We start from the raw sequence: 25627 nt of genomic DNA on the forward strand, positions 1-25627 counted from the left end.
CTTTTCTCGGCATATAAAAACAGATGACTCTAAGGATTTCTAGTCCCTTTATCATCTGTTTTCTTTTTTACCCACTCATTAGTTTAAAGCGCTATTTTACAAAACCACTCTCTAGTTTACATTACCCTTATTCATATACGTAATCAGAAAGCTTTTTTGCTTTGGCACTAGCATTCATAATAATACCAAACGCAATCAGATATGATAACAGTGATGAACCACCATACGATATCATAGGAAGCGTGATTCCTGTAATCGGCAGTAAGCCGATAATCATACCGATATTTTGTATCTGTTGGTACAGCAGCATACCCAGAATACCAAGAATGAAATACTTTTCAAACATATTCTTTGACATACTGGCAATACGGCATAAATGGATATCAAGACCAAGACATAATACAACGATAAATAAGGTTCCAATCAGACCCCAGCTTTGCCCGATAACAGCAAAGATAAAGTCAGTCTGTGCTTCCGGTATGGATACCAGCTCAATTCCCATACCATGACCTGTAAGGCCGGCCGAGCCAAGAGCAAGCAAGGCCATATACAGCTGATGCCCCTCCCCATTGATATCCGTTTCCGGATTCAGCCATGCGGTAATACGCTTTAAACGATAGCCGTTTTCACCACCGATCAGCTCATTCAGAACATTGAAATGGTAGTAGTACATATAGAAGAACAATACAAGGACAATGACAATCAAGATTCCGATGATGACAAACCACTGTTTCTTAATACCGGAACAAACAATCATCGCTATCAGAGAAATAGCGATAATCAATACCACACCGGTATCAGGCTGTGCCAGAATCAGGATGATGGGTGGAAATGCCCATTTTGCGACATTTAGAAACAAAGAGAAATCCATTTCATAGGACTCTGTGATTTTGTTATTGTTATGCTCGTCAATCACTCCGGCAGTAATCAGAATTAAAACGATTTTCATAAACTCACTGGGCTGGAAGGAACCAAACGGTCCCATCTTAAACCAGGATGTCGCACCATTTGTTGTGATAATCATCCCCAGCAGACTGCCACCTGTCAACATATGGTATACCTTGCCAATTAGCAGTACAACCAGACATACCATAAGAAACCAGTATCCTATTTTCGCAAACTGCAGCATAGAATCATTACCGAGATACATAATCACTCCAATTGCAATCGATCCGATGATAAACCACATTGCCTGCTTCATCATATAGTCAATACCGGCAGTCTGACCGATAATACCAAAAGCAGAATAGATGGACAGAAGGCTCATACCAATCATTAAAATCAAATATGTAACTAAAACAAAATCGAACTTATCCGGACTCTTTGCCCTGGATAATCCTACTTTCATTTGCATCACTCCAGACAAAAACCTTTTTGAAGCAAGGTTGTACTTATTATAACACGGTTTATATTTCTTATGTTGCAGCACGGTCAATTATTTTCTGAATTTCTATTAAGAATTGAGAAAATTCATACACGGAATGCTGTGATGATGGAATGAAAAAACAAAAGCATATAGGATTATACCCGATGGTCATGTTATAATAATAAGCAGTGAGTGGAGTTGATAAGATGACAAAAAAAGCTACCTATACACCGATGATGAAGCATTATCTCGAATTGAAGAAGCAGCATGAGGATGCTATCATATTTTATCGTCTTGGTGATTTTTATGAAATGTTTTTTGAAGATGCAAGAACTGCATCCAGTGAGCTTGATCTGGTACTGACAGGAAGGAATGCGGGTGTTGAGGAACGGGTACCGATGTGTGGAATCCCACATCATGCCGCAAAGGGATATATACAGCGTTTGATTCAAAAGGGATATAAAGTCGCAATCGTTGAACAGCTGGAGGATCCTGCACTGGCAAAGGGACTGGTGAAACGAGATGTCATTAAAATCGTTACACCGGGAACCATCATGGATGAGGTAAGTGATGAAAAGACAACCGTTTATATTGCTTCTCTGCATGACTTTCAATTCGGTCTTGCCGTCATACTTTGTGAAATGACAACCGGAGAGCTGCGTGCCCAGCTGATCGATAAGCATGTTATGGCGATACAAAAGGTCTTGTTGGGAAATAATGTCCGTGAAATTGTAATACAGGAGAAGTTTGATAAGAAAATTGTGAAGATGATAGAAGAACTGCAGACGATCACCGTTTCCTATCATAATGACAATGCATTAAAAGAGGAATATCGGCATTTGCTGAATGGGATTGAAGATGATCGTGTGGAAACAGCCTTCGGTGTTCTTACCAATTACCTGGATGAAACACAGAAGCGTAATATGGCGCATTTAAATGCTGTTGAAATGGTATACGAACATGATTTTCTTCAGATGGATTTTTCAACGAAACAGAATCTGGAGCTGACTTCCAGTCTGCGCAGCAATTCACGTTCACAGACATTGTGGAGCTTTCTTGATAAATGCCGAAGCTCTATGGGCTCTCGTTTATTGAAAAAATGGATTGAGTATCCACTGGTTGATACCGCTATGATCAACCGACGTCTGGATGCGATTGAATATTTGAATGATAACTTCATTACAAAGGATGAGCTGCGCGAGCATCTTGGCTTTGTTTATGATTTGGAGCGATTGAGTGCCAGAGTAGCTTATGGCTCCGCAAATCCGCGGGATATTCTGCGACTTGTTAAAACACTGGAGCATACACCGCAGATTTTTGAATTGTTTCATAACTGCAGCGCCTATGAGGAATTTCAAACGATTGATCCATGCCGTGAGCTGTATGATATGATTGAAGGTGCTATTATCGATAATCCGCCACTAACACTTAAGGATGGCGGTGTGTTCGTGGAGGGCTATAATGAAGAGCTTGATCAGGTGCGCGAAATCGGTAAAAACGGGAAGAACTGGATTCTTGAGCTTGAAAATAAGGAGCGGGAAAGAACCGGTGTGAAGTCCCTGAAAATTGGATACAACCGTGTATTCGGATACTATATTGAGGTTACAAAAACAAATCTGACTTCCATAAAGGATGAATTTGGTTATGTCAGAAAGCAGACACTGACAAACGCAGAACGCTTTGTAACGCAGGAGCTGAAGGAAAAAGAGGATGCCATTGTACATGCGCAGGAGAGAAGTATCCGTTTGGAAGCAGAGCTATTCAATCATCTTCTGAATCAGATTAAGGTATATCTTCCAAAGCTGCATGACCTTTCCAATGCATTGTCCACGATTGATGCATTATATGCACTTGCAGAGATTTCCAGTGAAAACGGATATACACGGCCACAGTTTCATACCGGTCATTCTATTCACATGAAGGAAGCCAGACATCCGATTCTGGATCGAATGATGAAAACAACACGATATGTTTCCAATGATCTGGATATGGCGGAAGGCAATGACATTCTGATGATCACCGGACCAAACATGGGTGGTAAATCCACGTATATGCGGCAGACAGTTCTTCTTGTCATCATGGCACAGATTGGCTGCTTTGTTCCTGCAAAGAAAGCGGAAATGCCGATTTTTGATCAGATATTCACACGCATTGGTGCAAGTGATGATATTATGTCCGGGCAGTCAACCTTTATGGTTGAAATGATCGAGGCGAATAATGCACTGCAAAATGCCACGGCAAATTCGCTTATACTGTTTGACGAGATTGGTCGCGGCACCTCTACGTATGACGGCATGGCACTGGCACAGGCAATGATTGAGTATATCATGCGAAATATCAAAGCGAAAACTTTATTCTCTACCCATTACCATGAGCTGACGGAAATGGCAGAAAAAAATGCAAGCATTCGCAACGTGCATGTGGATGTACATGAAGAGGATGACAAGGTAACGTTTTTATACCGCGTGCTGGATGGCAAGGCAGATAAATCCTACGGAATCAATGTCGCCCGTTTGGCGCATCTGCCTACCTCCGTGCTTGACCGTGCGAAGCAGATTCTGGACAATCTGGAGCTGCAGCCCAATATGGTAAAAGAGGTACAGGCACCACTCGTTATAGAAAAAGAAAATCCACAGCATGTACAGATAATCGATCAGGTCAAGCAGGTAGATGTGAATAAAATGACACCGATGGAAGCCATGCAGTTTCTGTATGAGCTAAAGGAAAAACTGTCATAAAAGATAACTCTGTAATCCCGGATTACAGGTTTTCTGTTTTATAAGAAAGAAGGTGTATTTATGGGTAAAATCAATCGACTGGACGAACATCTAAGCAATATGATTGCGGCTGGAGAGGTCGTGGAGCGTCCGCAGGGGATTGTAAAGGAATTAATTGAAAACTGTATCGATGCGCATGCATCAAACATAGAAATACAGATATCACAGGGAGGAATCGCAACCATCACGATTATAGATGATGGTGTCGGTATGGATCCTGAGGATGCCACACTGGCTTTTGAGCGGCACGCCACAAGTAAGCTGAAAGAGGTAAATGATCTCTGGAATATACATACCATGGGATTTCGTGGGGAGGCACTGCCTTCCATCGCATCTGTTTCTCATGTACTGCTGCGAACAAACGACGGCACAAGCTCTACCGAGGTGGAAATCAGCTATGGTAAGCTCATCAGTGCCAGACCATGCGGGACACCAAAGGGTACCATGATTGAAATTCAGAATCTGTTCCAAAAAACACCGGCACGCTTCAAGCATTTGAAAAGTCCGCAGTATGAATTCTCTCTTATCTCGGATGTTGTTCAGAAGTTTGCTCTTTCCCATCCGGAAATCGGATTCTGTTTATCTCATGATGGAAGAACCGTATTCAAAACAAAGGGAAGCGGTAATCTTTTGGAAGTGCTCATGCAGATTTATGGAAGAGATAGTGCGAAGAGTGCGATTTCTCTGGATGGAAGTGATCAGGATTATAAGATAAAAGGCTATATCATGCAGCCGCAGTTCAATCGTGCGACGAAATATTATATGCTGCTGTACATCAACGGACGTATGATTCGCAATTACCATTTGCAGAAGGCAATTCTGGATGCCTATTCACCCTATATGCCGAAGGACAGATATCCAATCGTTGTTATCGACTTACAAATGGACGCACAGCTGGTGGATGTCAATGTACATCCATCCAAATGGGAAATCCGTCTGTCTAAGGAAAAACAGCTGGAAAAGCTTCTTTATGAGACAATTCGTAAGGCACTGCAGGAGCAACTTGAGGTTCCTAGTGTTCATGTAAAAAAGGAAACGGTAAAAGAGAAGGTCGAAGAACAGGAGCTGCAGTTTACCTATGAGCGTGAGGATACCATTAAGAAGCTGCATGAGGAGGTAAACAACAGCTTTACGCATCCGGAAAAAATTGAAAAGCCATCTCTGGATATGGAGGAGCTGCGTAGAAAAATTGAAGCAGATAAAAATCAGAGAAAGGAAACAGCTGTTCCGATACAGCCCCTGACAAAGGAAATCATCCCTGAAGCTTGTGAAGAAGCAGCTCCCTACAAGCCGGAGGATACAAAACCGGTAGAGCTTGTGACAGAGGAAGCAGCTGCTGAGGTTCAGCAGGAAGACACTGCCACAGCAGAAGTGCTGAGCGCTGCTGATACAGAAGCTATTCCGCATACAGAAGCAATGCATGCGGATAGTCCTTTGGATGCAGCTGTTGCATTTAAGGAAATCAATCAGACAGAGGAGCTTGTTTATGAGAAAAAAGCAGAGGTGGAACAGCCACTGCCATTAAATCCAAGTCTTCCACAGCTGCGTGTGATTGGTCAGTTTCATAACTGCTATATATTGGCAGAAGGGGAAAAAGGCTTGTACATTATTGACCAGCATGCAGCACAGGAACGCTACCATTATGAAATTATCAGAAAGCAGATTTTAGCCGGTAATAACGACACACAGCCGCTGTTGCTGCCGATAACAATAGAATCTACGATTTCTGCTGTTTCTCAGGCAGAGGATCTGAATGCAGTGCTGGAACAGCTCGGTATCCATCTTGAGGTTTTTGGTGATCATACCTTCGTATGTCGTCAGCTGCCATTATGGATGAAGGATGTTGAGGAAGAGGCTTTTCTCTGTGATATGATTGATCTGTGGGAAAAGGATAAGGAAATCAGCTTAGATAAGCTGCGTAAGCATGCAATCGCAACCATGGCCTGTCACAGCTCCATACGCTTTAACCGCAGCTTGACACTGGATGAAATGAAACGCGTCATTGCGGATTTGGCACATTGTGAACAGCCGTTTCATTGTCCACATGGAAGACCGACGATGATTTGTATGGAGGATAAGGCATTATTTCATGAATTTGAGCGTGGATAGGAAGTAGGCCGGAAAAAGCCTGAAATCATAAGCATTTAGTAGCCTGCAGGTCATCTTTGCTTTATTGTAAGGAACGATAGACCTTGTGCACTTAGTATTATATGAGAGAACGGAGTTAATTATGGAAAAGGTATTGGTGATTGTCGGACCCACAGGCGTAGGAAAAACAAGCCTTAGTGTGGAGCTGGCAAAAGCCTGTCATGGAGAAATCATCAGCGGTGATTCCATGCAGGTTTATAAAGAAATGAGTATCGGAACAGCAAAAATTACAGAGGAAGAAATGCAGCGCGTTCCTCATTATCTGGTTGATTACTGTTCCTTTACAGAGGAATACAATGTTAAGCTTTTTCAGGAGAAGGCCAGAGAATACATAGCGGAGATTACATCTCATGGGCATCTTCCGATTATATGCGGAGGAACAGGATTGTATATAAAGTCCTGTCTGTATGATTATCAGTTTACCGATCAGCCGCAGGATACGGAATTTATGAAATTTCTGGCAGAGCGCAGTACGGATGAATTATGGGGGATGTTATCTGTCATTGATCCAAAAGCCTGCGGAAATCTGCATCCGCATAACCGACAGAGAATCATTCGTGCGCTTGCTATGGCGCATACAGGAGAGAAAAAAAGTGAAATCGTTGAAGCGCAGGAACACCGCCCTGTTTATGATGCCTTTATCATAGGGCTTACGATGGATCGTCAGCGCTTGTATGAGAGAATCAATGCAAGAGTCGATACCATGATGGAACAGGGGCTTTTACAGGAAATAGAACAGCTGCACACCATGCAGGAGGATGTCTGGAGCCTGCAGAGCTTTCAGGGAATCGGTTATAAGGAATGGAAAGCCTATATAGAGGATAAGGAGTCTGTTACATCCTGCGTAGAAAGTATTAAGAAAAATTCACGCAATTTTGCGAAGCGTCAGTATACCTGGTTTCGGAACCAGATGCCGGTACACTGGTATGATGTCGAAGAGGAAAATTATCGCAATCAGATTTTAGAAGCTGTCAAAGCATGGATGGAGAGCTGATATGGAAACATCTTTACAGAGAATGGAGCTTCTGATTGGAGAAGATAATCTAAATATTCTAAAGCATGCCACCGTCATGATTGTGGGAATCGGAGGTGTTGGCTCCTATGCCGCGGAAGCACTGGCAAGAAGTGGTGTCGGAACCCTGATTCTCGTTGACGGTGATACGGTTGCACCAAGCAATCTGAATCGTCAGATACATGCTGTTTATGCTACCATCGGTCGCTCGAAGACAGAGGTAATGAAGGAGCGAATCGAAGGCTATCGCAGGGACTGTACGATTATCTGCAAGGATATGTTTTATAAGGAAGAGGAAAATGCAGCCCTCTTTGATACACCGGTTGATTTTGTTATCGACGCGATTGATACAATGAGCAGTAAGCTTTCTTTAATCACGTACTGTCTGCAAAACAAGATTCCTTTTATCAGTAGTATGGGGATGGCAAACCGCCTTGATCCGACAAAGGTTGCGTGCTGTGAGCTTATGAAAACAAGCTATGATCCGGTTGCGAAAATAATGCGCAATCTGATCCGAAAGCATCGTGTGAAAGGAAAGATTCCGGTTGTGTTTTCCAGTGAACAGCCCAGTGTACAAGCGAAGATTGTAAATGAAAACGGCATTACCAGAAAGCAGAAAATGCCGCCGGCCAGCTCACCGTTTGTTCCGAGTGCAGCCGGACTTGCGGCTGCATCCTATGCAATGCGCAAACTGCTTGAGAAAGGAGAACAGCATGGATAATGAAACCCTGCAGGTTATTCGTAACCGTACATCCCTGCGTACGTATGATGCAGCACCACTGCGTGAGGAGGAAGAAAACGCTATTATCGAGAGTGCTCTTCTCGCCCCTACTGCAGGAAACCAGATGCTGTATTCCATGATCATCATACGTGATCAGGAAAAGAAAAAGAAACTAAGTAAGCTTTGTGATTATCAGATGTTTATACAAGCAGCACCGCTTGTGATTGTGTTTGTCGCAGACCATCATCGCTGGTTCGATTACTATCGCATGAACGGTGTAAAGAAGTATGCGGAAAAGCACGGATTAACGTTTACACCACCTGCGGAGGGGGATTTAATGCTTGCGGTGGAGGATGCTATGGCTGCTGCACAAAACAGTGTCATTGCTGCGGAATCTATGGGAATCGGTTCGTGTTATATCGGGGACATACTGGAAAATTATGAAACGGTAAAGGAGCTGCTTCAGCTTCCCGATGAAACCTTTCCGATTGCAATGCTTTGCTACGGACGTTATAAAAGTGAGCACAAAAAGGTGTTCAGAAAACGCTTTGATAGAAGGTTTGTGGTGTTTGAGGATTCCTACCGGCAGCTGCAGAAGGAAGAGTATGAGCAGATGTTTGCAGAGCGCGCAGAACGGGAGTTTCTGACCCAGAATAAGTATGCAGCAAAAAATTATGCACAGCAGTTCTATGCAAGAAAAACAGGTGCCTCATTCAGTAAGGAAATGACAAGAAGTGTAAAAGAAGCCTTAAAGGCTTGGACAGGGGAGTAGCTTTTTTGCGAATAAGCTTTCATTAGCTGAAATGAGGAGAGATTATGAAGATAATAGATGTTGTTTACTCACCGGTTTGCGAAGCTACGGGTGCGATGATTGAAAAGTTGAAATCCTGGCTCGAAGGGACGGACGTACAAATCAATATACTGCCATATCATCACCTTACATCGGATAAAAAAAGTCAGAAAAGATGCGAAAACTGCTTTATTGACGTATACTACTGTAATAGAAAAATAGATACGGTACCCTTACACAAGGAGCAACTGTATGCAGCCCTGCAAATCGAAAGAAATGCCGAAGAGGATGCGCCGGTATTCTCAAAATGGAATGGGCTGACAGCTGAGGAGTTCAAAAATCTCTTAAATAAGGAGAAGATTTCCTTCATACCCATTACAAAAAATAATTATCTCAAAGAAATGTCGATGTGCCTTACCAATTATCCCTTTGGAAATCCTCCTGAACAATATCATGAAGGCTGTACTTCGTTAAAAGCTCAGGTATTTTCCGAGGTGTGGAAAAAGGAGGATATAGCAGGTGTCTTTGCAGTATTGGATGATAGGGTGATTGGCTTATTAGAGGTAATGCCAAGAGAAATTTTACATAAATATGGATATATGACAGGATCAACCGGTGAAGAAAGCAGCACCCTAACGATTGGCTGCTATGAGGTTGGATATGGTATTCCACGAGTGGAAATGCTGGATACATTGATGGAACATCTGGAAAAGGTATATTCGTTATTTCATCGTTCTTATATAGAGGGGATTGGTATTTATGGATGGAGAGATGGATTCAATCCTTATTGGGTATATGAGAAATACGGATACAGCAGAACGGAGAAATTATCTGAAAATACCATAGTGATGGCAAAGCGGCTTCGCTAAGGACTGTATCCATGACAGATACTATATGATAACACAGCGTTTTACTAGATGTGCAATAGGTTGTGATAGAAAAACAGATAAAGGAATCAATGTCATCAAATACATGACTTGATTCTTTTTTATGTTAAGGCTTTTTTCGCTTTGATGGAAGTCTTTTCCTCAGCAATTCACAATTCATGGCAACAACCCTTTATATGACCCTATGATAATTTAGAGACGTTACTTATTCCTATGATTATTTAGATATTCAAATACCATTACATCCATATTTACAGCATCGTCATTTTTAATTGACATTTATATAGTGGTGCGATATAGTATATATAGAGATTCGATATATCGGGATACAATATAAGAGAGGAAAGACTTATGGATGAAAAAATAAGACGTGTTTATGTTCCGATGACAGAAACTGGATTTTATATACTATTTTCTTTGCAGGAGGAACGTCATGGCTATCACGTGATTCAACATGTGAAAAAGCTTACGGAAAACGAAATCGTGATCAGTGCAGGGACCTTGTATGGAAGTCTTTCAAAAATGGAAAAGGATCAACTGATCAGGTTCACAAGAGAAGAGGAAAAAAGAAAATATTACAAAATCACAGACCTTGGCAGGGAGGTGCTGCGACTGGAGCTGGCTCGCATCAACCGCTTATATATCAACAGCAAAGGAGAATGCTATCATGGAAACAAAGAGAATATTTAGATTCTTCTCGCTTGCGGAATACGGAGAAGAACAGAAGTTTTTGGAGGAGCTGCATGAAAAGGGCTGGAGGCTGAAAAGCTATACGGTATTTAAGGGGTATATTTTTGAGCGATGCATACCGGAAAAATGGATTTATCAGCTGGATTACCGTGATGAAGTTGAGGATTTGAATGCCTATATACAGCTGTTTGAGGATTGCGGCTGGGAGTATGTGATGATGTTTAATTCTTTTTACTATTTCCGCAGGAAAGAAAATAAAGAAGAGGAAACTAATTCAGAGATTTTCAGTGATCGTGAAACACGGCTGGAGTATTGTGCGTCAATTTATAAGAGAAGCATTTACCTTACTGTGTTTTGCACAATTATATTTTCTATAATCATTGTTCCAAACCTGTGGAAGGCTGTCAATATGCTTGACAGAGAGCCTTGGTTTCTAGTTGTATTCTCTTTACTTTCTTGTATGATGCTGTTTGAGCTTCTGTTTTTGATTCGATGTACAATGAAATTATATGCAGCAAAGAAGAAACAGGAAAGCGCATAGAGCAGTGAAGGCGTTTATCCTCATCTCCTTTATGTATAGGGAAAAAAGCCAGAGCTTATTCATTATGAATTTTCTCTGGCTTTATGTTGAGCTGTATTTCTTGTATATTGCAGCTCTTATTTTTCTATTGTTGCTTTGCATGAATAAAGCATTTTCTACAACTGGCTTTATGAAGGTATTTTATACATTATAATTGCGCTTACCGAAAATTACAGTACCCAGACGGATCATATTGGAACCATGCTTCAAAGCAATCGGATAATCATCACTCATTCCCATCGACAGATAGCGAATCTGTTCACTGCCATATTCACTCTGCAGTCTGTGAAAGAGGATATTCATGCGTTCAAAGCAATCCTCAATGCGATCGTTATCAGCATCGAGCGGTCCTACACACATCAGGCCCTGTACATCCAGATGCTTATACTGCATGCATTGCTTTACAAAGGCTGGGCATTCTTCCATATATACTCCTGTTTTGTTTGCTTCTCTGGAGATATTTACTTCAATCAGAACCGGCATGATTTTATCAATCTTCGCACACTGCTTTTCAATTTCCTCTGCCAGACGCAAGCTATCAAGACTTTGAATCATATCAGCTAGTGGTACAACATCCTTTACTTTATTGCGCTGTAAATGACCAATCATATGCCACTGATAACGTTCATCATATTTTTCTTTTAATTCCTGTACCTTGTTTTCACCGAACACCTGGCAACCACAGGTATAGGCTTCGTCCACTTCCTCCTTGGTATGTGTTTTACTGACCGCAATCAGCGTAACATGATCCGGAAGCTGTTTCTGTATTTCCTGAAGTTTCTTTTTATCCATTTTGCATCACCTGTATCATATTATAGCACTATTTTGTATAGATACGTAAAGAATCTATAGCATATGATGGAAATTAAAATTTCAATTTATGAAAGCAGTTATTTTATATGGTATACTGCATTTCCTTATAAAAGTGACATGCTTTCCGTATAATACGGTTATTTCATATTTTATGCTAGCGAAATCAAAAACTGTTTTATGAGCGTGCAGACAAAAATAAGCGCTGAACAGCAGAAAACAGAAAAGACAGAATCCATTGACTCTGTCCATCTGGCAGGTATGCTGCCTGTATGTTGAAGGGAATGAATGAAGTTCCCTATCACTATCTTATGCAGAGATTGGTGGTTTATACGAAAATTCTGTTCAATTAAAAAAAATGAGATAGCAGATGTGCATCGGATACTATATTATTTTTATATGCGCACTCTGGTCTGTTTCCATGATTAGCCGCTGAAAAAAGTCTGTACATAGATATCTGTACAGATGGCAAAGATATACAACAGCAGAAACGATCGACTTATAGTAATCATATAAAGACTTGTCAATCAGGAAAATCGAAATATAAGTAAATCTGAAGGCTTATGGCTCTGTATGAATTCATAAATCGGTCTGAGTGGATATTTTTGTAGTGAAATACATACACAATACAGTAAATAGCTTGTGAAATCTCTTTGTAGTGCAATAGCTGATTATGCTATAATGATAGGGTCTAGTTAAAGGAGTGTCAGGCTATGAACAAGGGATTGTTTATTACATTTGAAGGAAATGACGGGAGCGGTAAAACCACCATCAGCATGCTTGCATATGAAAAGCTGAAAGCGATGGGGTATCCTGTACTATATACAAGAGAACCGGGAGGAATTGATATCGCGGAACAAATCCGCAGTGTCATACTGGAACCGGCCAATACGGCAATGGATGCGCGCTGCGAGGCATTGCTGTATGCCGCAAGCCGCCGTCAGCATCTTATAGAAAAGGTACTGCCTGCGCTGAAGGAAGGAAAGATTGTTCTCTGCGACCGTTTCGTGGACAGCTCTTTGGTGTATCAGGGAATTGCCAGAGGAATTGGTATTGAGGAGGTCTTTGCTATCAATCAGTTTGCAATCGAAGGGCATATGCCGGATGCCACGGTATTTCTTTCTGTTGATTTTGAAACAGGACTGTTCCGTGTCACAAGCCGCGGCAATAAAGATCGACTGGACAATGAAAGTATGGAGTTCCATAAGCTGGTTGCTCAGGGCTATGAGCTGATTAAAGAAAAATTTAAAGAGCGTATGCATATTGTGGATGCCAATCCGGATGTGGACACCGTTTTGAATAATACAGTAGCCTGTCTTATGGAGATTATAGAAAACCATGTTTAAAGATATTCTAAGAGAACAGCAGCCGGTGGTATATCACACCTTACGAAATGCGCTGGAGCATAACCGTCTTGCACATGCCTATATGTTCAGCGGTCCCAGCGGTACACCCAAAAAAGAAACAGCTTACCTGCTGGCCCAGAGTCTGGTATGCAAGGAATCAGGGTTTGCCTGCGAGGTATGTGATACCTGCGAGCGTGTTGCACACAACGAATATGCCGATATGATATATCTGGATGGAACAAGTGTTTCCATTAAGAAGGATGATATCCTGAAGCTGCAGCATGCATTCGCAAAAACCGGTCTTGAGAAAACCGGAAAGAAAATATATGTACTGGATCATGCGGAAAATGCGACACCGGATGCATTGAATTCTCTGTTGAAGTTTCTGGAGGAACCAGGCAGTGATATGATTGCGATTTTGATAGTGGAGCAGCTGGACAGAGTCCTTCCAACCATTATATCCCGCTGTCAGAATATCCCCTTTACGCCATTGCGCGCATCACAGTGCTATGCGGCTGTACAGGAGGAGCTGGAGGTGCTGGATGCCTATCTGCTAAGCAGCATGATCCGGCAGAAGTCAGAAATTCTGGAAGCAGCGGAAAGTGAAGATTATCAGCATGCCCGCTTTCTGATGAAGGGAATGCTGGAGCGTTATCTTTCCTCCCCCTACGATGCTTTGCTGTTTCTGCAGGTGGAAGGCTTTCCCGCAAAGCAGAAAAAGTATGGAAAGCAGGCGATGGTGTATCTGCTTGATATGCTTTCTATATTTTTCCGTGACTGTCTGCGCGGCAGCAGCCGGCAATCGGATACCTGGTATCAGAATATGTTGAAGGAATATCAGAAAAAGAATATGGATATGGTAGCAATTCTGCAAATTCTCATGCAGACCAAAGATACATTATTGCGTTCGGTCAACCTGCAGCTGCTCGTTGATCAGATGCTGTACAGAATGAAAGAGGTGACAACATGAATCAAGCGGAAGAAAAAAACGGGATTTCAAAAGGAAATCCGAATCAGAAGCAGGATAAAAGAAAGCATCACGACAGAGGCTTTGATCAGAAACGGGATATGAAGCATCATTCAAAGCACGATGGGAAACCCAATATGAAGCCGGAAGCAAAAGATACGCGACAGGAAGTAAAGAAGGAATTGAAGCAGGAACAAAGGCCTGTACAAAAGCCTGAGCATAAAAAGCCAAATCACAATGAACGCAAGCCGGAGGGCAGAGTTTATAAATACATCGCATTTGTATCCTTCAAGGATTCCAAAAAAATCTATACCTTTGGTACGGATGTGGATGAGTATCGGGTTGGCGATGATGTGGTTGTCGAAACGATTCGTGGTCTGGAGCTAGGAAAAATTGTTAAGGAAACAGAAACCTTTTTATCCAACGGTATGGAAATTAAGCCAATTACCCGCAAAGCAACGGAGCGGGATTTAAAGCAGGCACAGGAGAATGTAGAAAAAGCCGCTAAGGCTATGGAAATCTGTGCAGAATGTATCCGTAAGCTCGGATTGGATATGAATCTGATTGAGGCGGAATATACGCTGGATTGCAGTAAAATCATCTTTGTTTATGTTGCAGATGAGCGTGTGGATTTCCGTGAGCTTCTCAAGGAGCTGGCAAGTATTTTTAAATGCCGCATTGAGCTTCGTCAAATCGGTCCCCGTAATAAATCAAAAATCATTGGCGGTCTGGGTACCTGCGGAATGGAAACGTGCTGTTCCAGATTTATGAATGACTTTGATGTTGTATCCATCAATATGGCAAAGAATCAGCTGCTGGCATTGAATATTCAAAAGCTGAGCGGACAGTGTGGTAAGCTGATGTGCTGTCTGAAATTTGAAGACAGTCAGTATAAGCGACTGCGTGAGGGTCTGCCGAAAATGAATTCCCAGATTGAATACAAGGGCAGCCGGTACCGCATTACCAGTATGAATGTACTGCTTCAGCAGGTGAAGATTGAAAATAAAGAGGATGTACAGTTTTTATCCTTTAAGGAATTGTGGCCGGATATAGATTTCTCTGATCGGTAGGTGAATAAAATGAATCGACAAAAGAGCTTTGAAAACGATAAAGCAACTCTGTATGTAGTAGCGACGCCAATCGGAAATCTGCAGGAAATGACGCCAAGAGCATTGACAATACTGGAGTCTGTCGATGTAATTGCAGCGGAGGATACCAGAAATACACTGAAGCTGCTGACTCATTTCGGTATTCATACCAGACTGATTTCCCATCATCAGCATAATGAGGCTCAAAGTGCAAACGGTCTTTTGGAGCTGCTGCGGCAGGGACAGGACATCGCTCTTGTGAGTGATGCCGGCTATCCTTTGATCAGTGATCCGGGCTGTGTTGTAACACAGAAGGTGATTGAGGAAGGCTTTAATGTCGTGCCGATATCCGGAAGCAATGCGATGCTGAATGCTCTGGTATCCAGCGGTATGGACACCCGACATTTTCTATTCTACGGCTTTTTGAAGTCCGGTGAAAAGGAACGGATTCGCGAATTGTACGAATTGAAATATTATCCGTTTACCATGGTCTTTTATGAAGCACCGCATCGTGTGAAAAAGATGCTTGCTTCCTGTCTTGAGGTGCTGGGCAACCGCAATATCTGTCTGGCACGTGAGCTTACGAAAAAGCATGAGGAATTTTTAAGAGGCACCATCGAGGAAATTATGGAGATTACAGATGAGCTCAAGGGTGAAATGGTGATCGTTATGGAGGGTTCCAGAGAAGCCAGAGATCCGGGAGAAGTTTCTGCTATGCCGCTTGTTCATGAACAGATTAATTCCTATATCGAAGAAGGTCTGACGACCAATGAGGCTATTAAGCGTGTCGCAAGAGAGCGCGGACTTAGCAAGAATGAAATTTATAAGCAATACCACGGTTTATGTTGAAAAGAGTCTGAGCACGACTCTTTTTTTAAAAGGAGATGTCATAATGAAGCTTACACAGAAGCCTTGCCTGTATGCAGACATGCTGCAATGTAGAAATGCAGGTGGTAAGGTATTATATGAAACAGAAACTGCACTGCTTCTACAGGGAAGAATTTCAAAGATTCTATATAGCGCCGCAGCAGATGAGCAGGCAGGTAAAGAAATCGTAGAGCATCTACCAAAGCAGTTTCCTATATTGGTTGCTCATGATACCTATACGGACCCATGGCTGAAATCAATGCGAAGACTGCACTGCGAGCTGGAGTGTGTTCATTGTGTTTATGTAAAGGCTGAGCCCCCTGCTGTAGCTCTGCCGGAAGGCTTCGCGATAAAGCGACTGGATGCATCGCATACACAGAATATTATTGCATTGTATCGGCATTCTATGGAATCTCTGGCAAATGAACAGTATATCGGAGAATGTCTAAAGGATGGAATGTATGGGGCTTTTTATGGGAATGAGCTGTGCGGATGTATCGGTGTTCATGAGCAGGAGAGTATAGGTATTCTGGAGGTTCACCCCAAATGGCGAAGAAAAGGGCTTGCTGTGGCTCTGGAGCAGGTGATGATCGGTAAACAGCTGGAGCGTGGCAGATTGCCCTATGGAGAAATTGTAAAGGATAATATTGCCAGTATCCAGCTTCAGAAAAAAGCAGGAATGATTACCGACGAAAGGATTACCTACTGGTATTTTCCCTGAATATTCATAAAATCATCACATAAGGGTATGTGTTTCAAGTTATAATACAGGTAGAGGTGATAACATGAGCAGGCTGTTGGTTGTAGACGATGAGGAACGAATCAGAAGCATGATTCGTAAGTACGGTGAATTCGAGGGACATGAAATCGAAGAAGCAGTGGATGGCATGGACGCTATTGAAAAATGTAAGCGGGCGGATTATGATTTGATCATAATGGATATCATGATGCCGAATCTGGATGGTTTTTCTGCTGTAAAGGAAATCCGTAAGGAGGTACAGACCCCTGTTATAATGCTTTCCGCAAGAGGAGAGGAGTATGACAGAATTCATGGCTTTGAAATCGGTATCGATGACTATGTTGTGAAGCCGTTTTCTCCAAAGGAGCTGATGATGCGCGTCAGTGCCATTTTAAAACGGTATCATGGAGATGTAAATGCGAAGAAAAAGGATATCTATACCTATGAGGGTCTGAAAATAGATTTTACAGCGCGCAAGGTCTTCATTGATGATAAAGAGCAGGAGATGTCACCGAAGGAATACGTTCTATTATTTTATCTGGTACGCAATGAGGGAATCGCATTGACAAGAGAGCAGCTGATTCATGATGTATGGGGGTATGACTTCTATGGGGATGACAGGACGCTGGATACGCATATTAAGCTGCTGAGAAAAAGTCTGCAGGACTACAGCCGTTTGATTATTACGCTGCGCGGAGTAGGCTATCGCTTTGAAACAGAAAAATAAGCAAATGGCAGGCGTTCACCATAAAGAGCGTAAACCAATCAGCGTCAAGTGGAAGATTTTTGTAACACTGGTGTTCTTTATTGTCATTATCATTGCGGTACTCTGGTTTTTTCAGGTATTTTTTCTGGAAAATTTCTATATGTTTATCAAATCCAATTCCGTGAAAAGGGCTGCCAACGAAGTAAATGAAGTCATTACGCAGAAGTTGGACGGCTCGCTGGATACGGATACCTATAAAACGAAAATTTCAAACATTTCCCGCAACGGGGACTTCTGTGTCATTGTCTATGATGAGGATACAAGCAAGGATCCCATCATGGGAAATGAAAGCGACGGCAAATGTATGCTCAGCAAGTCTACCAGCTATGCAGCTCATGCAGATGTAATCGATGAACTGAAGAGGGAAGCTCTGTCGAAGAAGGATGGAATTGCTTCCAGATTGATCGAGGATACTGCCAAGGTGGAGGTACCCTTTGAATCCTTCCGTTTTTCTTTGACAAAGGAAGGACTCATGATACCGCGTCCGGAGGCATTTCCTTCCCGGCTTTCATCGGATATCAAAGATGGCGGCAGGAATAAACAGAATATGAAAATTTCCAAGGGTGTGCAGAATATGACCTACATCAGTGTGGTTACGGGAAGTAATTCACATATGAAAATCAGTGTGATCAATGCACAGCTGACACCGGTATATGCAACGATTGAAACGATCAAAACACAGTTTATCATCATTGCGGCAATATTGACTGTCGTTGCACTCCTGCTTGCCTTTTATCTTTCAAGAAAGATAGCACGCCCGATCATATCCATAAACAATGGAGCGAAAACACTTGCGACAGGACAGTATGATGTTGCCTTCAGCGGGAAGGGGTATCTGGAAATCGAGGAACTGAGCAATACGCTGAATTATGCTTCCAGAGAGCTTAGCAAGGTGGAGAATCTGCGACGCGAGCTGATTGCGAATATGAGTCATGACCTGCGAACACCGCTGACGATGATTAGCGGATACGGCGAGGTTATGCGGGATATTCCCGGCGAAAATACACCGGAGAATGTACAAATCATCATCGATGAAACAAAACGTCTGACCAATCTGGTAAACGATATGCTGGATCTTTCCAAGCTGCAGGCAGGTGTACAGGAGCTGCATGCAGTTTCTATGAATCTGACGGAGGAGATACGCAGCATCATCCAACGCTATGAAACTCTTCTAAAGCAGGATGAGTATGATATTCGCTTTGAGTATCAGGAAGATGTCATGGTTCAGGGAGACGTAATCAAACTTGATCAGGTTATTTATAATCTGATCAACAATGCCATCAATTACAGCGGAGAGGATCATCAGGTTATCGTACGGCAGCTGCTCGAGCAGGGAAGGGTACGCATAGAAATCATTGATCACGGTCCGGGTATCGAACAGGATAAGCTTCCGTATATCTGGGAACGCTATTACAAGGTGGATAAGACACATGTACGCTCCCGCGTTGGCAGCGGTCTGGGATTGAGCATTGTCAAGGCTGTTCTGGAGCTTCATAAGGCTGAATACGGCGTGCAAAGTGAAGAAGGAACAGGAAGTACCTTCTGGTTCTCACTGCCTTACAGCAAAAGCGAAACGACGGATTGAATGCTATTATGTGTATAACATTTCTAAGGAAGGGCTGCTATTCTACCTGCTTCAACATCATGCCGCATACAAAAGCACATAGGACATACGCGAATACAGCAGGTATGGAAGTACAAGGCTGGAATACATGTTACATAATAATCACAAGCAGTTTTCATATAATATAAAAATATCTGTTGATTCGCATATCACAGATATTTTTATTTAACTTCACGTAAATGGACGAAAGACAGCAAGAAAAATGCTTTCACTTTTTCATGTAAATAAAAAAAAGCATTTACAGTCCCACAAACACTGAAATTGAGGTATAATAAATGACAGAGCAAATAGAGATGAAGGTTCATCTACAACATAAACAATCTGAATACACGTAAATGCCGCGTGTATTTTCTATTGTCGTTGTTCTAGGTTAAGGAGGATTCTATGATCACTAGCATTAAGAAAAGGGACGGACGTGAAATACATTTCTCTCCGGAAAAAATCACAAGAGCTATTTTCCTTGCGGCAAGCAGAGTAGCACAGGAGGAAGGCAGCAAAGCAGATTATGAAACAGCGGAAATACTGACGGAGAAAGTCGTAAATCTTCTGAATAATACATACCAGGGTACAACACCAACCGTGGAAAATGTGCAGGATGCAGTTATCAAGGTATTGATTGAAACCGGTCATGCCAGAACCAGTGAAGCATATATTCTGTATCGTGCAGAGCGTACAAGAATCCGCAGCATGAAAACAAGACTGATGAAATCCATTGAGGAAATCACATTTGCGGATAGCAATGATGCGGATATCAAACGTGAAAACGCCAATATCGACGGAAATACGGCAATGGGTACCATGCTGCAGTATGGTAGTGCTGTATCTAAGGAATTCTGTATGAGTCAGCTGATGAATCCACAGCACGCAGCTCTTCATGAAAACGGAGATATTCATATTCATGATATGGATTTCATGAATATGGGAACGCTGACCTGCTGTCAGATTGATTTGGAGAAGTTGTTTGACGGTGGTTTTTCAACCGGTCACGGACATTTGCGTGAACCGCAGGATATCACCAGCTATGCAGCACTTGCAGCAATCGCAATTCAAAGTAACCAGAATGATCAGCATGGCGGACAAAGTATCCCTGCCTTTGATTTCTATCTGGCAAAGGGTGTTGCAAAGACCTTCCGCAAGGAATACATCAGCAATCTGAACAAAGCGCTTGAGCTGTTTATCAATCTGGATGCCGATGTGAGGGATGCTTTCAAGGCAGTTGAAAAGGAATCAGGAAAAACTGCTGCTATGATCATGGATGATAACTTCCTGAACAGTCTGAATATCATGCTGAAGGAAACCTTCGGACTCGGTGATGAACAGATCGAGCTGATCAATAAATTCGCTTATAAAGAGGCAAACGTTGCCACAAGAAGAAAAACCTATCAGGCGATGGAAGCCTTTGTACATAATCTGAATACGATGCATTCACGTGCCGGTGCACAGGTGCCATTTTCCAGTATCAACTTCGGAACGGATATGACCCCGGAGGGAAGACTGATCAGTGAAAACTTAATGCTGGCACAGGAAGCAGGTTTGGGAAATGGAGAAACACCGATATTCCCGATTCTGATTTTCAAGGTTAAGGAAGGCATCAATTATAATCCGCAGGACCCTAACTACGATTTGTTTAAGCTGGCGATGCGTGTGTCTGCGAAACGTCTGTTTCCAAATTTCAGCTTCATGGATGCACCATTCAACAAGCAGTATTACAAGGAAGGACATCCGGAAACAGAAACAACCTATATGGGATGCCGTACGCGCGTTATGGGAAATATCAACGGTCCGGAAATCGCGACAGGAAGAGGAAACAACTCCTTTACCTCTATCAACCTGCCACGTCTCGGTATCAAGCACGGTGTTGCTGTAAACGGTGATTTCAATGAGGCTGCTTTCTTCAATGAGCTGGATGAGAAAATGGAAATCGTTATCCAGCAGCTGCTGGAGCGTCTGGAAATCCAGGGTAGAAAGAAAGTGAAAAACTTTCCGTTCCTGATGGGACAGGGTGTCTGGATCGGCAGTGAGAATCTGAGCTGGGAGGACACGCTGGAGGAAATCATCAAGCAGGGAACACTGACCATTGGATTCATCGGTCTGGCAGAATGCTTAAAGGCTCTGATCGGAGAACATCACGGGGAAAGTGAAGAAGCTCAGAAGCTCGGTCTGAAAATCGTTGGACATATGCGTGAAATCTGTGATGAAGCTACGGAAAAATACGGTCTGAACTTCTCTCTGATTGCAACGCCTGCAGAAGGTCTGTCCGGAAGATTTACACGAATTGATAAGAAAATCTATGGTATTATTCCGGGGGTTACAGATCGTGATTATTATACAAACTCCTTTCATGTACCGGTATATTATCACATAACTGCATTTAAGAAGATTCAAAAAGAAGCTCCTTATCATGAATTCACAAACGGAGGACACATTTCCTATGTGGAAGTAGATGGTGATCCGACAAACAATCTGGAAGCCTTTGAATCCATCGTTCGCTGTATGAAGGATGCGGGAATCGGTTACGGAAGCATCAACCATCCGGTAGACCGTGATCCATGCTGTGGCTACAGCGGTGTAATTGAAGGACATGTTTGTCCAAAATGCGGCAGAGATGAACGCGAGGAAGAATATAAATTTGAAAAAATACGTCGTATTACCGGATATCTGGTAGGTACGGTGGACCGTTTCAATGATGCAAAGGCATCAGAAGAACGGGATCGTGTAAAGCATGGATAAGAAAACCATCCGACTGGCTTCTCCTATGCAGGAGGACAGCTTTGTAGATGGTCCCGGTGTTCGTATGGTCATCTGGACGCAGGGGTGCAGACATCATTGTTTCAACTGTCACAATCCGCAGACCTGGGATACGGAAGGCGGTACGCTGTTTCCTGTGGATCAGCTGCAGCAGCAGATTCGTGACGCACAGCTGCAAAGCGGCTTGACACTTTCAGGAGGAGAACCGTTTCTGCAGGTGGAGCCGTTGCTGGATATTGTAAAAACAGCAAAGGAAAAACAGCTGAATATCTGGGCATACAGTGGCTTCACCTATGAGGAGCTTCTTGCAGATGAAGATAAGAAAAGACTGCTTGTAGAGCTTGATGTGCTGGTTGACGGTAAGTTTTTGAATGATTTAAAGGATTATCGTCTTGTCTTTAAGGGAAGCCGAAATCAGAGAATCATCGATGTACAAAAATCACTGCAAAGCGGCAGTGTCATCCTGTCAGAAAAGGATGAACAGAATCAGAAGCTGAAGGAAGAGGATATGGTCAATGCGTAACCGTATCCTTTTTTATTCCTCTATACTATAGTAAAAATGAACAGCTAAATTTGATAGCTCCTTTCTACTACAACTATCAGTATGGAAACAGGAAAGCTATTAGAAGAGTTGTATCTTGATTATAAGTACAGGAGGGTATCACGTAAATTGGATGTATTCTATAGTAATTAAACTATAGATTTTTCTTATCATAAGCTATCATTTACATGAGCAGATTGCAAAACAAATCATGACGAAATAGTTTAAAAGGAAGGGTGTAAACAGATTTTTTGGGAATTCTACTACTGGTTGAGAATAATACAACGTTTGGTTGTGACATTCAACCAGCCCTATCTTCCTTTAGGGAGTGTTAATTTCTATAATAAGAGTGTAAAGAAAGGCGGAACGCTATATGAAAACATTAGGTACAAAAATAAGTGAATTGAGGAAAACGAGAGGTATGACACAGGATGAGCTTGCGGAAAAAATGGGAGTATCACCTCAGGCTGTATCAAAATGGGAGAATGATCTTTCCATGCCGGATCTTCCAATCTTGATAGAGCTATCAGATTTCTTCCACATTTCACTGGATGATCTTCTAAAGGAGAAGGAGCCGACAGTCGAGCTGATTCCGAAAGAAAAACGCAAGGATATCGAACAGATGTTTCTGAGAATATATGTGGATTCAGAAAACGGAGACAGAGTACGTGTCAACCTGCCGCTGGCTCTGGTAAAAATGGCAAGAGATATGGGGCTGGACATCCCGCAGATGACAGACAATCCAATGATGCAGAAAATTGATCTGGGGATGATTATGCAGCTGATAGAGAGTGGTGTAATCGGAAAGCTTGTAGAAGTCGATTCTGCGAATGGGGATCATGTCGAAGTGATTGTTGAATAACATGAAAATCAGAATACGTGCAGACTCCTGCCGCTTACATTTGCGTATCCCTGATACACTGCTTTACAATACACTCACCTGTACAGTTATTGAGAAGACGATGCAGGAGAATACAGACATAGCATGGTCTATGGATAAAGAAACCGCCAAGGAGGTTATGAGACTTCTAAAGCATTTCAGTAAGGAATACAAGGGATTGACCATTGTTGATGTAGAAACGGCAGACGGGCAAGTTGTACAGATAACATTGTGAACTACCGCCAGCTATAGAGCAAGGGGTTTCTAATGAATGCCTACTTTTTAAATAAAGGAATCGTTACGATTGACGATCCCTTTTATTTTCTTTTGTTTATGCGTTTTTTATATAAAAGGAACCATCCAACGAGAAAAAGGAACAGGTATCTGCATCCTGTTCCTGATATTTACAAAGCTTTATGTTTCTTTTAAGGGAAATGTTGAAAGTACCCTACCTTCAGCCGATACTGCATTCCTTTAGCAGATTTAGACAGCAGCTTTGATTGACTGCCTGTAGAAGCTCATTTGTAAATCCCGTATTCATCAGCTTCCTTGCCAGATTAGAAAGAATTCTAAGATGCTCATTCCCACTGTTTTCCTTGCGTACAGCTATCCCGAATACCATCTGAACCTGATCATCATCCCATTGAACCGGATTTTGAAGACGAAGAAAGACCAGAGACGTATGTTTAACGCCCAGTGACAATGCATGCGGTATAGCAATGCTGGAGCCCATAGCTGTAGATATTTCATCCTCTCGTGTATAAACATCACGAATGTATTGCTGCTTATCACACAGCCGCTGATTATTCTCCAGTGTATCCGCAATGCAGGATATAATATCATCCTTAGACTGCAGATTCATATCAAGGAGAATCAGATTCTCATTGATCAACTCCATGTCTTACTCCTGATCCGGTTCATTTCTGATGAAGAGATAAATCATACAGACTGCGACAGCTGTTCCTGCCGCAAAGGATAACAGATACAACGGGATATTGCTGACAAGAAGCAATGTTTCCAGACCACCAATTGGTGCAGAAAGTGTAATTCCAAACATGGCTACCAGAGCTCCCGTTACTGCTGCACCAACACATAAGGAAGGAAGAATTTTCTTAGGCCGGTCTGCTACAAAGGGAATGGCTCCTTCTACAAAGAAACTGAGTCCCATGATATATGCGGCGATTTTTGCCCCTCGCAAATTTTCACTGAACTTTTTAGGAAACAGGGTGCAGGCGACAGCACAGCTTGTCGCAATGACCATTGCACTGCAGCCACAGGAAGCCATGACAACCGATGGAACTGTTCCTCCATCTGCTGCTGTCAGTGTTGCAACAGAGAATAAATATGCAGTTTTGTTGATGGGACCGCCCAGATCAAGTGCCAGCATAGCACCGATTACTGCCCCGAGCAGTGCAGCATTCGTACCACTGAGACTGGAAAGGAAATCTGTCAGTGCATTACTGACTGGGGCAACGACGGAATTGATTGCCAGCATGGCAAGACTTGTTAATGCAAGACCCAGTATTGGGAATATCAGCAGTGTTTTTATTCCTTCCAGAGATCGGGGAATCCCGGCAGTCATTTTTTTCAAACCGAGAATAATATAACCGGCTGCGAAGCCACCGATGACTGCGCCAAGAAAACTGGAGCCTCCGTTTGCTGCCAATGCACCGGCAACCATACCGGTCAGAAGCCCCGGACGGTCAGCTATGGAATAAGCAATATAAGCTCCCATAATTGGAAACATATATCCCATTGCCAATCCGCCAATCTGATTTAGCCAGGAAACGAAAACATTGGATGATCCGAAGGTTGCCGTGTTGGCATTCTGAAAATCAAACAGATATGCACATGCCAGCATAATTCCACCACCTACAACAAATGGCAGGAAGTAAGAAACACCGGACATCAGATGATTATAGCTTTTTTTCCAATTCATAATTTTCTCCTCTTTCTCATTTAATATTCTTTTAATGAATCATTCAGTTTTTCATATACACTTTCTACTTTTCTTACGGCATCTGTCACAGAAACCTCCAGGAGCTTTTTCCCTCTGAATCGCTCCATTTCCACACGGGTATCTGCCGCAATGATCACATAGTCTGCTTCCTTGATATCTTCCTCACTCAATCGGTTCTCTACCCCTCCGGAACCATTTGTTTCAATTTTTACCTGAAAGCCCAGCTTTTTTCCCTGCCGTTCCAGATTCTCGGCGGCCATATACGTGTGGGCAATTCCTGCCGGGCAGGCACATACTCCAATAATGCGTTTCATAAACAA

Annotated in this window: 24 protein-coding genes; 19 read left to right on the forward strand and 5 right to left on the reverse strand. The window is 42.5% G+C overall.

From position 1 onward, the window contains the following. Positions 1 to 127 precede the first annotated feature (127 nt). A complete protein-coding gene (locus NE665_RS12710) occupies positions 128 to 1348 on the reverse strand; it encodes an FtsW/RodA/SpoVE family cell cycle protein (protein ID WP_117443817.1) in 1221 nt (406 codons plus the stop codon). Positions 1349 to 1572: 224 nt separating this feature from the next. On the opposite strand from NE665_RS12710, the gene mutS reads away from it, so the two are divergent. The 8 genes from mutS (at position 1573) to NE665_RS12750 (ending at position 10932) form a co-directional block, all read left to right on the forward strand. Continuing rightward, positions 1573 to 4104, forward strand: a complete 2532-nt coding sequence (gene mutS / locus NE665_RS12715) for a DNA mismatch repair protein MutS (protein WP_117443816.1) — start codon at positions 1573 to 1575, stop codon at positions 4102 to 4104. A gap of 60 nt (positions 4105 to 4164) precedes the next feature. Beyond that, positions 4165 to 6252, forward strand: coding sequence for a DNA mismatch repair endonuclease MutL (mutL, locus tag NE665_RS12720; protein ID WP_117443815.1), 2088 nt, complete (start codon positions 4165 to 4167; stop codon positions 6250 to 6252). A gap of 121 nt (positions 6253 to 6373) precedes the next feature. Beyond that, positions 6374 to 7285, forward strand: coding sequence for a tRNA (adenosine(37)-N6)-dimethylallyltransferase MiaA (gene miaA, locus NE665_RS12725; RefSeq protein WP_117443814.1), 912 nt, complete (start codon positions 6374 to 6376; stop codon positions 7283 to 7285). Between the two features lies 1 nt (position 7286). Continuing rightward, complete coding sequence (locus NE665_RS12730) at positions 7287 to 8024, forward strand: tRNA threonylcarbamoyladenosine dehydratase (RefSeq protein ID WP_117443813.1); 738 nt, start codon at positions 7287 to 7289, stop codon at positions 8022 to 8024. Continuing rightward, positions 8017 to 8796: a nitroreductase family protein gene (locus NE665_RS12735; protein WP_117443812.1), complete on the forward strand. Its 780-nt coding sequence runs from the start codon at positions 8017 to 8019 to the stop codon at positions 8794 to 8796. Before NE665_RS12730 ends, NE665_RS12735 begins: the two co-directional genes overlap by 8 nt. A gap of 44 nt (positions 8797 to 8840) precedes the next feature. Then, positions 8841 to 9683, forward strand: a complete 843-nt coding sequence (locus tag NE665_RS12740; protein ID WP_117443811.1) for a hypothetical protein — start codon at positions 8841 to 8843, stop codon at positions 9681 to 9683. Between the two features lie 369 nt (positions 9684 to 10052). Then, positions 10053 to 10391: a PadR family transcriptional regulator gene (locus NE665_RS12745; RefSeq protein ID WP_117443810.1), complete on the forward strand. Its 339-nt coding sequence runs from the start codon at positions 10053 to 10055 to the stop codon at positions 10389 to 10391. Next, the gene (locus NE665_RS12750; RefSeq protein ID WP_117443809.1) at positions 10369 to 10932 is read left to right on the forward strand and encodes a DUF2812 domain-containing protein; all 564 of its coding nucleotides are present in this window, start codon (positions 10369 to 10371) and stop codon (positions 10930 to 10932) included. The genes NE665_RS12745 and NE665_RS12750 overlap by 23 nt, the downstream gene beginning before the upstream one ends. 180 nt (positions 10933 to 11112) lie before the next feature. Here the strand turns inward: NE665_RS12750 and NE665_RS12755 are convergent, their stop codons facing one another. Beyond that, positions 11113 to 11763: a YggS family pyridoxal phosphate-dependent enzyme gene (locus NE665_RS12755; protein WP_117443807.1), complete on the reverse strand. Its 651-nt coding sequence runs from the start codon at positions 11761 to 11763 to the stop codon at positions 11113 to 11115. A 731-nt stretch (positions 11764 to 12494) separates the two neighbouring features. Here NE665_RS12755 and tmk point away from each other — a divergent pair. The 11 genes from tmk to NE665_RS12810 all read left to right on the forward strand — a co-directional run bounded on the left by tmk (position 12495) and on the right by NE665_RS12810 (position 23582). Then, a complete protein-coding gene (gene tmk / locus NE665_RS12760; protein WP_117443806.1) occupies positions 12495 to 13127 on the forward strand; it encodes a dTMP kinase in 633 nt (210 codons plus the stop codon). Continuing rightward, positions 13120 to 14097, forward strand: a complete 978-nt coding sequence (locus tag NE665_RS12765) for a DNA polymerase III subunit delta (RefSeq protein WP_117443805.1) — start codon at positions 13120 to 13122, stop codon at positions 14095 to 14097. Before tmk ends, NE665_RS12765 begins: the two co-directional genes overlap by 8 nt. Further along, positions 14094 to 15164, forward strand: a complete 1071-nt coding sequence (ricT, locus tag NE665_RS12770; RefSeq protein WP_117443804.1) for a regulatory iron-sulfur-containing complex subunit RicT — start codon at positions 14094 to 14096, stop codon at positions 15162 to 15164. The genes NE665_RS12765 and ricT overlap by 4 nt, the downstream gene beginning before the upstream one ends. A gap of 9 nt (positions 15165 to 15173) precedes the next feature. Next, positions 15174 to 16031 carry a 16S rRNA (cytidine(1402)-2'-O)-methyltransferase gene (rsmI, locus tag NE665_RS12775; RefSeq protein ID WP_117443803.1) on the forward strand — a complete coding sequence of 286 codons (858 nt, stop codon included), beginning with the start codon at positions 15174 to 15176 and terminating at the stop codon, positions 16029 to 16031. A gap of 43 nt (positions 16032 to 16074) precedes the next feature. Then, positions 16075 to 16770: a GNAT family N-acetyltransferase gene (locus NE665_RS12780; RefSeq protein ID WP_117443802.1), complete on the forward strand. Its 696-nt coding sequence runs from the start codon at positions 16075 to 16077 to the stop codon at positions 16768 to 16770. A 64-nt stretch (positions 16771 to 16834) separates the two neighbouring features. Continuing rightward, positions 16835 to 17515, forward strand: coding sequence for a response regulator transcription factor (locus tag NE665_RS12785; protein ID WP_117443801.1), 681 nt, complete (start codon positions 16835 to 16837; stop codon positions 17513 to 17515). Further along, entirely contained in the window at positions 17499 to 19139 is a 1641-nt protein-coding gene (locus NE665_RS12790) for a HAMP domain-containing sensor histidine kinase (RefSeq protein WP_117443800.1), read from the forward strand. The genes NE665_RS12785 and NE665_RS12790 overlap by 17 nt, the downstream gene beginning before the upstream one ends. 423 nt (positions 19140 to 19562) lie before the next feature. Then, positions 19563 to 21908, forward strand: a complete 2346-nt coding sequence (locus tag NE665_RS12795) for an anaerobic ribonucleoside triphosphate reductase (RefSeq protein WP_117443799.1) — start codon at positions 19563 to 19565, stop codon at positions 21906 to 21908. Next, on the forward strand, positions 21901 to 22449 hold the full coding sequence (gene nrdG, locus NE665_RS12800) for an anaerobic ribonucleoside-triphosphate reductase activating protein (protein ID WP_117443798.1): 549 nt from the start codon (positions 21901 to 21903) through the stop codon (positions 22447 to 22449). Before NE665_RS12795 ends, nrdG begins: the two co-directional genes overlap by 8 nt. A 391-nt stretch (positions 22450 to 22840) precedes the next feature. Then, complete coding sequence (locus NE665_RS12805; RefSeq protein ID WP_117443797.1) at positions 22841 to 23329, forward strand: helix-turn-helix transcriptional regulator; 489 nt, start codon at positions 22841 to 22843, stop codon at positions 23327 to 23329. Position 23330: 1 nt separating this feature from the next. Further along, on the forward strand, positions 23331 to 23582 hold the full coding sequence (locus NE665_RS12810) for a hypothetical protein (protein ID WP_117443796.1): 252 nt from the start codon (positions 23331 to 23333) through the stop codon (positions 23580 to 23582). Between the two features lie 219 nt (positions 23583 to 23801). Here NE665_RS12810 and NE665_RS12815 read toward each other — a convergent pair whose 3' ends face one another. The 3 genes from NE665_RS12815 to NE665_RS12825 are packed head-to-tail and all read right to left on the reverse strand — an operon-like array spanning position 23802 to position 25621. Next, positions 23802 to 24245, reverse strand: a complete 444-nt coding sequence (locus tag NE665_RS12815) for a fructose PTS transporter subunit IIA (protein ID WP_117443795.1) — start codon at positions 24243 to 24245, stop codon at positions 23802 to 23804. 3 nt (positions 24246 to 24248) lie between these two features. Next, positions 24249 to 25286: a PTS fructose transporter subunit IIC gene (locus NE665_RS12820; RefSeq protein ID WP_117443794.1), complete on the reverse strand. Its 1038-nt coding sequence runs from the start codon at positions 25284 to 25286 to the stop codon at positions 24249 to 24251. A gap of 20 nt (positions 25287 to 25306) precedes the next feature. Continuing rightward, the gene (locus NE665_RS12825) at positions 25307 to 25621 is read right to left on the reverse strand and encodes a PTS fructose transporter subunit IIB (protein ID WP_117443793.1); all 315 of its coding nucleotides are present in this window, start codon (positions 25619 to 25621) and stop codon (positions 25307 to 25309) included. Between the last annotated feature and the right edge of the window lie 6 nt (positions 25622 to 25627).

Source organism: Clostridium sp. DFI.1.208, from assembly GCF_024463855.1.
Classification (GTDB): Bacteria; Bacillota_I; Bacilli_A; order Erysipelotrichales; family Erysipelotrichaceae; genus Clostridium_AQ.